Below are 12,823 nucleotides of genomic sequence, written 5' to 3' on the forward strand. Positions count from 1 at the left end.
ATATTTTCAAAGAAAAGTTTTGGAGGGAAAGAATAAGATGTCTGTATTGAATGCAATTAGAAATAAAATCATCCATAGAGTTTATGCCCTAATAAAAAACAATTCTGTCTATGAAAATAAGTTGCATATGTCATAGAAATCGATATGTATAAAACGGTCAACCAGCAGGAAGTTTTTCAGAACAACAAAAAGCTGGCGCAGGAGCGGCTGAAGAATATCCGGAAATTCTACCAGCAGGGGATGGTGACCCGGAATGAAGTCATCCGTGGCGAACTGGCTATCAAAAACCTGGACCAGGGAATTTTAACCTTATCCAACAACAGGAAGATCCTCAACTATAATCTGAATACGGCTTTGGGGCTGCCTGTTGATACAGAGATTATCCCGGTGGAAAAACTGGAAAACAAAGAAGCCGGAATCGGGATGGATTATTATATCAGCCTGGCACACGACAGCAACCCGTTAATGAAATCTGCCTATACCAATATTGAGGTGGCCGACAAGAACATCGAGATCATAAAAACGGATAAAATGCCGACGGTAGCGGGATTCGGGGGATATACTTTACAAAAGCCCATCACCACCAGAAACCCGGTTCTGGATATGTATTCCGGAGGATGGCAGACCGGGGTTTCCCTCAGCTATAATATTGACAACCTTTATAAAACAAAAGAACGGGTGAAGCTGGGCGAGATCCAGAAAGCACAGGCCGGTGATGTCCTGACGCTTACCGCGCAGAATATTGATATGGCTGTGAATGCCGCCTATGTAAAATATCAGGAATCCATACAGCAGGCCGATATTCTGAATGATGCAAAAAAACTGGCGGAAGAAAACTACAGGATTACGGAAGCCAAATACCTGAACCAGTTAGCCGTACAGGCAGAAATGATTGATGCACAGAACCAGAAGCTCCAGTCTGAACTGGATTACAGCAATGCGGAAATCAATATGCTGTATCAATACTACAACCTTTTAAAATCTACGGGAACACTATAATCTTACACGAAAAACAAAACAATGGAAAACAAGGAACAGAATACCCAAAATACACAGCAGGCTCCGTCATCAGGTGCCGCTGCCAAAAAGAAAGAAACTAAAAAAAATAAAATAAGAACCATTATTTCCAACATCATCGTATTCCTGGTGATCGGTTTCGGATTGTTCTGGCTCGTACGGGAATATTTTCATATCGGGGATAAAACCTATACCGAGGCTGCCCAGGTAGAAGAATTCATCAATCCCATCAATACGAGGGTTTCAGCTTATATCAAAGAAATTAAGTTTATTGAGCACCAGAAAGTGAAAAAAGGAGATACACTGGTGATCCTGGACGACCGTGAAATCCTGACCCAGCTCGGGCAGGCGGAAGCCGCTTATCAGAATGCGCTGGCCCAGCGTGTGGCTACCGGTTCATCCGTAAATACCGTATCCAATAACGTAAACGTGATGGCCTCCAATATAGCAGGTGCAAAAGCAAGGTTATGGAATGCAGAACAGAACTTAAACCGATATAAAAACCTTCTGGCCTCTGAAGCGGTCACAAGACAGCAGTATGACCAGGCGAAAACCGAATATGATGCACAGAAAGCAGCGTATGAAACACTGGTAAACCAGAAACAGTCGGCCAGCCTTTCCACCACCGAAGTCAAAAGCAAATTCGGGATTATTGATGCTGAAATCAAAAGGGCCAAATCTGCCCTGGACATGGCGAAAATCAATCTTTCCTATACCGTAATTACAGCTCCGTATGACGGGGTGATGGGAAGAAGGACGATTTCCGAAGGGCAGCTGATCCAGCCGGGGCAGCAGGTGGCCACCATTGTTTTAAACGGACAGAAATGGGTGACGGCCAATTTCCTGGAAAGCCAGATGCCGAATGTCAGGATCGGGGAAAAAATGACAATGACGGCCGATGCCCTGGGCGGACAGAAATTTGAAGGCGTGGTAACAGCTGTGTCAGCAGCAACCGGTTCAAGGTATTCAAGTGTCCCGACTGATAACTCTACCGGGAATTTTATAAAAGTCCAGCAGAGAATCCCGGTACGGATCGAGTTTACCGGAGCCAATAAAAAAGAAGACATCGCAAAACTGAGCGCGGGAATGAATATGAATGTGGTGATTGATGTGGATAAATAGATGGAAGATAGCAGACATCAGATATCAGACTTTGCAGCGGGAAAAATATTGATATAAAGAGATGAATACATCGGCCTTTAATGTGAGGAATATAAGAGATTCTAACATATGCTATTATCTGATATATGAAGTCTGAAGTCTGAAATCTAATATCTAACCTCTGCAACCTAACCCTTAACTCCTAAATTATGTACAACAAAGGACTTTACAACAACTGGGTGCCCAAACCCGTACAGATGCTGCTGATCCTGTTGCTGCTGGCTGTCGTGATGCCGCTTGGCGGGGTGTATACCGGAAACATCAGCTATGTGGTAAGCGGGACCGGCGCCATGACCGAATATTTCATGTGGGCGAATTATGCAACCACCATCGGGATGGGTGCCTGTATGCCGATTGTGCTCAGGATGAAAATGAGATTTAAGGTGCGGGATAAAATGACGGTGCTGCTGGTGCTTTTAGGTGTATTAAGCTACATCAATTCATCCACTGCGGAACCGATGATTTTTGTTTTTACTTCGCTTATCATCGGGTTCCTGAAAATGATGGTCACCATCGAGCTGTTCCTGCCTTTAATGGCCATGATCGGTAACAGGGGAATGTTTTACGGCGCATTTTACACTTTTGTCTTGGTGCTGAACCAGGTTTCGGCGTATTATGCCGTGGAAGTTTCCATGATTTACAACTGGCAGCATTTCTATATCATTGCAGCGGTCGGGTGTTTTGCACTGGCGCTTCTGCACTGGGTGTTTATGCACAATAAGTACTTTGCCCTCAAAGTTCCGCTGCATTATATCGACTGGCTGAGCATCCTTCTTTTTATTGCTGCATTTATGTTCTCCGCGTATGTATTTTCGTTCGGGAAACAGCAGGACTGGCTTAATTCAAAAAATATCATCAACGCCGGTATTGCTGCTTTTGTCAGCTTTGCTTTGCTGGTGATCCGTCAGGCCACTTTAAAAAGACCGTACCTGTCTTTTAGCATATTCTCAAAAAACAATGTTCAGCACGGGTTGTTTATGCTGCTGTGCCTGGGTATGTTCCTGGGAACTACATCTATTCAGAATACCTTTGCTGTTGGTGTCCTGGGATACGACCAGCTGACCAATGCAAGGCTGAATCTACTCATGATTCCCGGGCTTGTACTGGCAGGAATCATTGCCATAGTCTGGTTCAAAAAAGAAATTCCGCTGAAGATGTATATTTTCTCAGGATTCTCCGCCATGATGGGGTATGCCCTGATTATGTATTTCTCCATGGTCCTGGAATTCAGCTATGACAACTGGTACCTGCCGATGTTCCTGAAAGGCTACGGCACGTGTGCCCTGTTTATTTCCGTATGGTTTTATACCCTGGATAAACTGGAAATGGATGAAATGCTTGCGGCCATCGGGTTGGTGCTGGTCTGGCGTACCTTTCTGGCCGTTGGGATGTTTTCTGCGCTGTACTCCTGGTTTCAGTACCGTTTCCAGGTGGTGGCCATAGGTGATCTGGCAGTGTATATGGACGGGATGAACTTCCCTCCGCAGAATGTAGCGTCCGGCATGAAGCTCATCCAGCTGAATGCCATCCTGATTGCTGCTAAAAAAATCTTCGGGTACATCATCATCGCCGGAACCGGGGTACTGCTGTATGTGGTCACCCACCATTTCGGAAGGGAACGGTTTGAATACCTGCGGTTCATCAGGCTCCTCAGCGGGAAATCCGTTATTGCCAGAAGAAGGCTCAGGGAACGGAAAAAATTACTGGAAGAAATTAAAGACGCCGCAGGCCCTGCGGTATAGAGAAGATACCTTGTTTTTCACAGCGAAGCCTCATTTTTTAAGTAAAGTGGGGCTTTGCCGCCGCCCAAAACAGCAGCAAAAAGAGCTCAGACATGCCGCTTAATCAGGGCTAGGGATGGAGTATGTCCTGATTTCTCAAACTGATCATTCAGGATTTGAGGTTTTCAAACAGAAAAGATTGAGACAGATTCATTCATTTCAGTAAGAAATGGTAACTTTATGTTGTCCAAAATGAGATACACCTCTCAGCTTGACAGTTTAACAATCAAAAAATAACAGGATGTCCATAACCAACGAACATGAATTAGCAGGAATGCAGAAAGCCGGTGAAGCCGTTGCCTTTACCCTGAAGGAAATGATGAAGTATGCACAGCCGGGCATGACGACCAAAGAGATTGATGAATTCGGAGGAAAGATCCTTTCCGGTTTCGGCGCGCGGTCTGCCCCGTATCTTACGTACGGGTTTCCGGGATGGACGTGCATCAGCGTAAACAATGAATTCTGCCACGGCATTCCCAACGGCAAACGGGTCCTGCAGGAAGGCGACCTCATCAATATTGATGTCTCCGCAGAACTTAACGGATTCTGGGCAGATAACGGCGGTTCGTTTATCATCGGAAAAGACATTCACCATCATCAGAAACTGGTGGATGCTTCAAAGGAAATTTTACAGAAAACCATCAATACCATCAGAGGCGGCGTAAAAATAGCCGATATAGGCCTGCTGATGGAAACCGAAGCAAAAAAGAAAGGCTTTAAGGTCATCCGGAACCTGGGTGGCCACGGCATCGGGAGAAGCCTGCATGAGCAGCCGGATGAACTGATGAACTATAAAAACCGTTTCGATACCAGAAGGTTTAAGAAAAACTCTGTGGTGGCCATTGAAACATTTATCTCTACCGACTCCAGTATTGCAGTGGAACAGAATGACGGCTGGACGATGGTTGGGAACAAAGGCGGATTTATGGCCCAGCATGAACATACCCTTATGATAACCGACGGAAAGCCGGTAATCCTGACTGCCATGAATGAAATTTTGAATTAACGCAAAAAGGATTGTGACAGTTTCCATTTAAAACAATCTATGATCTGATAATAAACAAAAAATCCCCTGAAAACTTATTCAGGGGATTGCAATTGCTTTTTAATTTATCAATTTAATAGTAAAATTTTTACCGTTCAGGTTGCCGGAAAGCATTTCTATACGCTGTTCTGAAATACTTAATTTTCCTAAATCAAATTCTTTATGGTGATTCGGGCATAATACAATTAAGTTTCCAATTATACTTTGTCCGCCTTTGAATATAGGTTTTACATGGGCTACTTCAACATAATTCGTTCCCGACTCGGTTAAAATAATTGAATTGCAATCCGGAAACTGACATTTATATTGAGCAATCTCTTTTAACAGATTAACAATTGAGGCGTCTTTTCTTAATATTGCATTCAACTTAATTAATCTCCTTTCCGGTCTACTTAATTTCATTTTACTATTTAATTGTTGCAGACGAGAAATGAGTTCCATTTCCTTATTGGTTTTCATACCAAAGCAATTTTCTAAGATATATGGAACAAGCATTTCAGAAAATGGGTGGTTATCAATTTTCTGAAAACCTATTCCGAAATTGCCGCAGAACTTTTTAAAGCTTTCAAATTCCGGTAAGTTGTTAAGCAATACGGGCTTTTTTAGATCCTGCCCGGTTCCATACACTGTTGTAAAACCATTTTTTTCTTTACTGTCTTCTATTCTAAAATAATTCCACAGATAGTAATTTTTAATTCTCTGCTCTGTTTTCCCGACAATCAGAAAACAGAAACTCCCAATGGCTTTTGATAAAATTCTTTTGCTTGTGTATATCCATTCATCATATTGTATTTTATTGTCAAGCGTAATTTCTGATACCGGGAGATTAAAGTCAATACCTGAAGTTGGGAAATTTTCAAGTTTGTCTGCATTGTGGTACTGGATAAAATAATTGTGAGTGGTCATTGTTATATAGTTCGTTGTAATTCAAAGATAAACAATCATCATTAAAAAATGATTTTAGAATAAATTTAAATTTTTGATTTCATAAAATCAACAGCGTTTCTGATTAACAAATAAATCCCCTGAAAATTCATTCAGGGGATTTATTATCACATCAAAGCTCAGGGTTAATTCCGGAAATATGAATTCATATCTGCAGAATCAAATGTAAAAGAAGCCTGGGTTTCAGATTTGTCCAGTTTTTTACTGATGGTCAGTGCCCATAATACCAGCTCTTTACAGAAATTCTGGTCTTCTGTGCTGAGTTCCAGCGTATTTTCTTCAATAACGGTCGTCAGAGGCGTAATGCTGTTCAGTTTCTCATAAAATTCTTCGTCCGTATCATTGTAATTGAGTTCAAGATGGTTTTTATTGAACCATTTGATCAGATCCGTATAAGGTGTTTTGATGCTTTCTTTTTCCAGCTTGGAGATGCGCGGGAACAGGCTTTCAAACTGTAGCATAACTGCCTGGTCGATCAGTATTTTTGCTACGTAATCGGCACCTTCCTGCTCGCCTTCGTACACGAGTTCAATCTTTCCGGTGATGGACGGGATGATCGACATAAAATCAAGCAGCCTTACCGTTGTTTTTTCAGCACCGGATTCAATCAGCCTTAATTTAGCAGCAGCCACTAAATTTTCCATCGCACTGATGGTCAGACGGGCACTTACCCCGCTTTTGGCATCCACATATTCACTGTCGCGCGCCGCAAAAGCTACTTCTTCCAGAAGGTTTTTGGCAAGACCCGGAATCTGGATGCTGTTTTTATCTTCCGCTGAAATCAAAGCTTCCTGTTCCGTAATCTGGCGGGCCAGCGCAACGGTCTGCGGGTAATGGGTAAAGATCTGGGAACCGATCCTGTCTTTTAAAGGCGTAACAATACTTCCCCTGTTGGTATAATCTTCAGGGTTCGCGGTGAACACAAACTGGATATCCAATGGCATTCTCAACTGGAACCCACGGATCTGGATATCGCCTTCCTGTAAAATATTGAATAAAGAAACCTGGATCCTTGCCTGCAGATCCGGCAGTTCATTTAAAACAAAGATGCATCGGTTGGCACGCGGGATCATCCCGTAATGCAGCACGCGTTCATCGGAATACGGCAGTTTTAAGGTGGCCGCTTTAATCGGGTCGATGTCACCGATCAGGTCGGCTACATTTACATCCGGTGTGGCTAATTTCTCAAAGAAACGGTCGGAGCAGTGTACCCATGAAATTGGGGTTTCATCACCATGCTCGGCAATAAGGTCCCTGGCATATTTTGAAATCGGCTGAAACGGACTGTCATTGATTTCAGAACCTTTTACGATGGGCATGTATTCATCCAGCAGGCTGATCATGCTTCTTGCAATCCGGGTTTTGGCCTGTCCGCGCAGTCCCAAAAGATTAATGTGATGTCCGGCAAGGATCGCTTTTTTCAGTTGCGGGATCACGGTGTCTTCATAACCCCACAGCCCTTCAAATACCGGTTCTTTGGCTTTGATCTTTGCAATCAGGTTCGCCTGGATTTCCTGGCTGATGGTTTTATCGGTATATCCGGAATTTTTTAATTCTTTAAATGTTGTATCGTTTTTCATTGTATGTTGAGCAGTAATCATTTATACTATTAATATTCTGTAAAATTAAATTTGTTGGAAACCAGTCTGAAGCTTACTGTCTGAAATCTGATGTCCTGCATCTGAAATCTAACCTCATATTCTCTTTTTCCTGTTTCTTTCGTAATCTTCAAAAATCATCTGTCCGAGTCCCGAGAGCCCAGTCAGAAATGCTTTTCCCTGGTTCTGTGCGGTAAAGGCTTCCACAAACTTACGCAGGTAAGGGTCCTGGGCAATCATGAATGTGGTAATGGGAATTTTCAGCTTCCTGGCCTGCGCCGCCCTGTTAAGGCATTGGGAGACAATCATTTCATCCAGCCCGTTGCTGTTCATATAAAATTCTCCGGTAGGCAGCTGGATACAGCTTGGTTTCCCGTCGGTGATCATGAAAATCTGTTTGTTGGTGTTCCTCTTTCTGCGGAGGATATCCATCGCCAGTTCCAGACCGGCTACGGTATTGGTATGGTAAGGCCCCACCTGCAGATAGGGAAGGTCTTTCACTTTGATCGGCCAGGCTTCATTCCCGAAGACGATAATGTCAATGGAATCTTTGGGATATTTCCGGTTGATCAGTTCCACCAGTGCCATCGCCACTTTTTTAGCAGGTGTGATGCGGTCTTCGCCATACAGGATCATGGAGTGGCTGATGTCAATCATCAGCACCGTGCTCATCTGTGCTTTATGCCGGGTTTCCTCTACGATGAGGTCATCTTCCGTCAGGCGCAGGTCTGAAATCCCGTTGTTGATCTGGGCATTCTTCAGGCTTTCGGTCATATTCACGGTAGAGAGATCATCACCATACTGAAAATTACGGTGTTCGCCATCGCGTTCGTCACCGATTCCCGTTTTGGAGGTGCGGTGGTTCCCGATCCCGCTTTTTTTCAGCTTCCCGAAAATCTGGTTGAGTGCAAATTCACGCAGGGCCGCTTCCAGTTTGGCCGTCAGTACATTTTTGCCTTTTCCGGTTCCCGTGTTTCCTTTCTCCGGGTCAATTTCTTCCTTGATATAGCCGCGCTTTTTCAGGTCTTCCTCAAAATCCTGCAGGGTATATTCATCGGTAAAAATATCATATTCCTTATCGAGCATATCAAGCCACTCGAAGGCTTCTTCAATGTCGCCGGACGTATGCGTCAGCAGATCTTTGAACACATCAAAAACCCGGTCGAAATGCGAGATTTCTTCCGGAACATGCTTGCTGAACGTGAATCCTTTATAAAAATTAAAATTTTTGTTTGTCATTCAATCCATCTTCTTTTGGTAGAGACAAGTTAGGGAAATATTATGACAGGAGATAACGGTTGGAAATAGAATTTCCTTATGATGGTGATGGAGGAATATAATTTTGATTATTATCTTATATGTGGTTTCAGATTATAATATCCGGTATTTAAAGCAATAAAATCCTCAGTGTTGTGATTCAGATAATAGCTTGTTGTAATCTGATCCTGTGTTTTATCTTCAATATGTTCATCATTAAGAATCAGGATGTTGTTTTTCAGGCTATATTTACCGAAGTAATGTCTACTTTCTCCATGCCAGTATTCACTTATTTCAAAAGTGTTATCAGTATATAATTTTATTTCATAGCCTATTTGTTTGAGCATACTATTATTAGGAACATAAAGCTGGAATTTTATTTCTTTTTTTGACTGCCTGTAATCAAATATTAGGTGTATTCCAAACAGAATAAGTAAGAATGCTACGACTAAATTATTATAGATGAATTTATTTTGCTTTTTGAAATCATAAAAATACAGGATAATAATATTTAAAATAATCAAAATAATTAAGAGAGGGAGAATAATAATATTTGAATTTGATGCTGTAAAATCTGCATAAATTTTAGTCTTATCGATTAATAAGAAAAACAGAATAATCAAACTCGCATATTTCAAAATGAATTTCATTGGTTGACTTTAATCTATAACGAAATCAAAAATACTGTAAATGTTTTTAAGTTTGCTTTAATCTTTAGGGGTGATGATGAAACTAATCTAAAATATCAAAGTTTTCTTATGGAATGATTAAATGCTATATCTATGAATGCCGGGTGATTATTGCAGTCTTTTATTAATTCAATCATTTTTAAAATTTATTATCTTTACCATATCAAAAATTTCATCATGAAAGACCTAATGGGCCAAGCCATCCACGATTATTACCACAACCAAAATCCTGAAGACCTTCAGACGGAAACTTCCATTTCGGAACTGGATGAACTTCCGGTAGCCTATCTGTTCAGGGATTTTGAAGAGATGAACGGGATGGAGCAGAAAGCACTTGAACTGGCTCACGGAAAAGTGCTGGACATCGGGACAGGTGCGGGTTCGCATGCTTTGTATCTTCAGGATGAAAGAAAACTGGAGGTTACCGCTCTGGATATTTCACCCAAATCCATTGAAGTCTGTAAACTGAGAGGGGTCCAAACGGCAGTCTGCGAAAACATGCTTCATTTTTCCGGGGAAACTTTTGATACGATCCTGCTGCTGATGAACGGGACCGGGATTTTCCAGAGCCTTTCTACCATTGATACGTATCTGAAACGGCTGTATTCTCTGCTTAACGAAAACGGACAGATCCTGATCGACAGTACGGATATCCTGTATATGTTTGACCGTGACGAAGAAGATGGGGGAGTACTGATTCCGGCCGGTGGCTATTACGGGGAGCTGGATTATGTGGTGCATTACAAAGGGGAATCTGAAGACCCGATCAAATGGCTTTACCTGGATTTCAACACGCTGAAAAATGCAGCGGAATATAACGGTTTTGTTATTGAAAAGATCATGCAGGACGAAGATGCTTATCTGGCGAAGCTGACGAAAAAGTAATGATGATGACCTGACTGCTGTAATTTTGAGGAAAGAATTTGTAAAAGATACAATAACGGACTTTTGGGATTCTTCACTCTGCTCTGGGGTTTTCAGAATAAAAGACAACATTATATTGTTTTAAAGATAAAGAAAAAGACGTGCAATTGATCTGCACGTCTTTTATTATTCCTGATGAGAATTGAATTACCCGATCTCGATACCGTTTTCCACATTGCTGTCATCCGGTGTTACGAATGATAATTTCCCGTCCGGTTTTGTTGTTAACAGCAGCATTCCCTGGGATTCGATGCCTCTGATTTTTCTCGGTGCCAGATTCAACAGGATCATCACCTGCTTCCCGATCACTTCTTCAGCGGTAAAGCTTTCTGCGATTCCTGAAACTACGGTTCTTACATCCACGCCTGTATCTACTTTCAGCTTTAATAATTTATCTGCTTTCTCCACTTTTTCAGCTTCGATAATGGTCGCAGTTCTTAAGTCGATTTTCGTAAAATCATCAAAGGTGATTTCTTCTTTCATGGGGTTGGCGTTAGGGTTGGTTTTTTTATTGTTCTGTTTGGTATTTTCCAGTTTCTGAATCTGGGCTTCAATTACATCGTCTTCGATTTTTGAGAAAAGAAGGGATGATTCATTAATGGTATGTCCGGTTTCTATTAAAACATTCTGAGTTTCAACATCGCTCCAGGTCAGTTTCTGAACATTGAACATAGTCAGTAATTTTTCTGAACTGAACGGCATGAAAGGCTCGCACAGCTGAGCCAGAGCCACTGCAATCTGAGCACCGACAAATAATGAGCCTGCTGCTTTTTCAGGGTTGTCCTTAATGGTCTTCCACGGCTCTTCCGCCTGAAGGTACTGGTTTCCGAAACGGGCCAGATTCATTAACGCCGTTAAAGCATTCCTGAATTCATAATTATTCAGGAACATAGAAATTTCTTTTGCTGCCTTGTTGATTTCCTGTAATTCCGGGGCATTAACATCACCCTGCGGAACCACACCGTTATAATATTTATGAATCAGCACCGCCACCCGGTTGATAAAGTTTCCGAAAATCCCTACCAATTCCGAATTATTCTTGGTTTGGAAATCTTTCCAGGTAAAATTGTTATCTTTAGTTTCCGGAGCGGAAGAAAGCAATGCGTAACGCAAAACATCCTGCTGTCCCGGGAATTCTTCCACATATTCATGTGCCCAGACAGCCCAGTTTCTGGAGGTTGATATTTTATCGTTTTCCAGATTCAGGAATTCAAAAGCCGGAACATTGTCGGGCATAATGAAATTCTCGTGTGCCTTCATCATAGCTGGGAAAATAATACAGTGGAATACGATGTTATCTTTACCGATAAAGTGTACCAGGTCGCTGTCTTCACTCTGCCAGTAATCTTTCCAGTCTTTCCCGTTTTTCTCTGCCCATTCCTTGGTAAAGGAAATATAACCGATCGGGGCGTCAAACCATACATACAGCACTTTCCCTTCTGCACCCGGCAGCGGAACCGGAACGCCCCAGTTGAGGTCGCGGGTCATGGCACGAGGCTTCAGGCCGTCATTCAGCCATGATTTTACCTGTCCGTATACGTTGGGTTTCCAGTCGTCTTTATGGCCTTCAATAATCCAATCGTTCAGGAAATCTTCATATTCATTCAATGGAAGGTACCAGTTCCTGGTTTCCTTAAGAATCGGCACATTGCCGCTCAGCATTGATTTCGGGTTGATCAGTTCTGAAGGCGACAGGGTAGAGCCGCACTTTTCGCACTGGTCTCCATAGGCATTTTCATTGCCGCAGTTCGGGCATGTTCCCACGATATAGCGGTCTGCCAGGAATTCATTGGCCTGCTCATCAAAATACTGCTCGGAAACCTCTTCCGTAAACTTCCCTTTTTCATACAGGACTTTAAAGAAATCCTGACTGGTTTCATAATGCTTTTCAGATGTCGTCCTGGAATATTCGTCGAAAGAAATCCCTAAGTCGGAAAATGATTTTTTAATGATTTCATGATACTTATCCACAATATCCTGAGGCGTTACGCCTTCTTTCTTGGCTCTAATGGTAATAGGAATCCCATGTTCATCCGAACCGCAGATAAAAGCTACGTCTTTTCCTGATCTTCTCTGAAATCTTGCATACACATCCGCAGGAATATATACCCCTGCCAAATGCCCTATGTGAACCGGCCCGTTGGCATAAGGCAACGCCGCCGTAATCATCTTTCTGTCTGACATCTTATTGTAAAGTTTTATAGGCAAAGATAACGAATATCTGCGGAATTCCCTATTCCCGGCGATAATGCTTTCCAACATCAGGACAGTATCCAATATTACATTTAGTTAAACATAAGTTTAACTTTTTATTAATTTAAGCTGATGTTATGCTATGCATGTTTTAATATAAATAATTGATAATTAATTATTTGTATTAATTAAGCATGTTAATCTACATAATTT

At 42.1% G+C, this 12,823-nt stretch carries 10 protein-coding genes; 5 read left to right on the forward strand and 5 right to left on the reverse strand.

Going from position 1 to position 12,823, the window contains the following annotated elements:
- The first annotated feature begins 144 nt into the window (after positions 1 to 144).
- The 4 genes from ASE55_RS18815 to map all read left to right on the forward strand — a co-directional run bounded on the left by ASE55_RS18815 (position 145) and on the right by map (position 4,965).
- Positions 145 to 999, forward strand: a complete 855-nt coding sequence (locus tag ASE55_RS18815) for a TolC family protein (RefSeq protein ID WP_238585084.1) — start codon at positions 145 to 147, stop codon at positions 997 to 999.
- A 21-nt stretch (positions 1,000 to 1,020) separates the two neighbouring features.
- Positions 1,021 to 2,139 (forward strand): HlyD family secretion protein, encoded by a 1,119-nt coding sequence (locus ASE55_RS18820; RefSeq protein WP_056223325.1) that lies wholly within the window; start codon positions 1,021 to 1,023, stop codon positions 2,137 to 2,139.
- Positions 2,140 to 2,327: 188 nt separating this feature from the next.
- Positions 2,328 to 3,920: a hypothetical protein gene (locus tag ASE55_RS18825; RefSeq protein WP_056223327.1), complete on the forward strand. Its 1,593-nt coding sequence runs from the start codon at positions 2,328 to 2,330 to the stop codon at positions 3,918 to 3,920.
- A 280-nt stretch (positions 3,921 to 4,200) separates the two neighbouring features.
- Positions 4,201 to 4,965, forward strand: a complete 765-nt coding sequence (gene map / locus ASE55_RS18830; protein WP_056223329.1) for a type I methionyl aminopeptidase — start codon at positions 4,201 to 4,203, stop codon at positions 4,963 to 4,965.
- Positions 4,966 to 5,064: 99 nt separating this feature from the next.
- Here the strand turns inward: map and ASE55_RS18835 are convergent, their stop codons facing one another.
- From ASE55_RS18835 to ASE55_RS18850, 4 genes are all read right to left on the reverse strand, one after another.
- Positions 5,065 to 5,631, reverse strand: a complete 567-nt coding sequence (locus tag ASE55_RS18835; protein ID WP_238585085.1) for an HNH endonuclease — start codon at positions 5,629 to 5,631, stop codon at positions 5,065 to 5,067.
- A 443-nt stretch (positions 5,632 to 6,074) separates the two neighbouring features.
- Positions 6,075 to 7,529, reverse strand: coding sequence for a sigma 54-interacting transcriptional regulator (locus tag ASE55_RS18840; protein ID WP_056223340.1), 1,455 nt, complete (start codon positions 7,527 to 7,529; stop codon positions 6,075 to 6,077).
- A gap of 114 nt (positions 7,530 to 7,643) precedes the next feature.
- On the reverse strand, positions 7,644 to 8,786 hold the full coding sequence (locus tag ASE55_RS18845) for a vWA domain-containing protein (RefSeq protein WP_056223333.1): 1,143 nt from the start codon (positions 8,784 to 8,786) through the stop codon (positions 7,644 to 7,646).
- Positions 8,787 to 8,896: 110 nt separating this feature from the next.
- A complete protein-coding gene (locus ASE55_RS18850) occupies positions 8,897 to 9,454 on the reverse strand; it encodes a hypothetical protein (protein ID WP_056223335.1) in 558 nt (185 codons plus the stop codon).
- Between the two features lie 216 nt (positions 9,455 to 9,670).
- Between ASE55_RS18850 and ASE55_RS18855 the strand changes: the two genes are divergently transcribed.
- Positions 9,671 to 10,378 (forward strand): class I SAM-dependent methyltransferase, encoded by a 708-nt coding sequence (locus ASE55_RS18855; protein ID WP_056223342.1) that lies wholly within the window; start codon positions 9,671 to 9,673, stop codon positions 10,376 to 10,378.
- 186 nt (positions 10,379 to 10,564) lie between these two features.
- Here ASE55_RS18855 and metG read toward each other — a convergent pair whose 3' ends face one another.
- On the reverse strand, positions 10,565 to 12,601 hold the full coding sequence (metG, locus tag ASE55_RS18860) for a methionine--tRNA ligase (RefSeq protein ID WP_056223338.1): 2,037 nt from the start codon (positions 12,599 to 12,601) through the stop codon (positions 10,565 to 10,567).
- Positions 12,602 to 12,823 lie beyond the last annotated feature (222 nt).

It is taken from the genome of Chryseobacterium sp. Leaf201 (genome assembly GCF_001421435.1).
GTDB lineage: Bacteria > Bacteroidota > Bacteroidia > Flavobacteriales > Weeksellaceae > Chryseobacterium.

Bases quoted from the DNA above. Each gene is read 5' to 3' on its own strand.
- ASE55_RS18815 (WP_238585084.1), top strand. From the start codon at position 145: ATGTATAAAACGGTCAACCAGCAGGAAGTTTTTCAGAACAACAAAAAG.
- ASE55_RS18820 (WP_056223325.1), top strand. From the start codon at position 1,021: ATGGAAAACAAGGAACAGAATACCCAAAATACACAGCAGGCTCCGTCA.
- ASE55_RS18825 (WP_056223327.1), top strand. From the start codon at position 2,328: ATGTACAACAAAGGACTTTACAACAACTGGGTGCCCAAACCCGTACAG.
- map (WP_056223329.1), top strand. From the start codon at position 4,201: ATGTCCATAACCAACGAACATGAATTAGCAGGAATGCAGAAAGCCGGT.
- ASE55_RS18840 (WP_056223340.1), bottom strand. From the start codon at position 7,529: ATGAAAAACGATACAACATTTAAAGAATTAAAAAATTCCGGATATACC.
- ASE55_RS18845 (WP_056223333.1), bottom strand. From the start codon at position 8,786: ATGACAAACAAAAATTTTAATTTTTATAAAGGATTCACGTTCAGCAAG.
- ASE55_RS18850 (WP_056223335.1), bottom strand. From the start codon at position 9,454: ATGAAATTCATTTTGAAATATGCGAGTTTGATTATTCTGTTTTTCTTA.
- ASE55_RS18855 (WP_056223342.1), top strand. From the start codon at position 9,671: ATGAAAGACCTAATGGGCCAAGCCATCCACGATTATTACCACAACCAA.
- metG (WP_056223338.1), bottom strand. From the start codon at position 12,601: ATGTCAGACAGAAAGATGATTACGGCGGCGTTGCCTTATGCCAACGGG.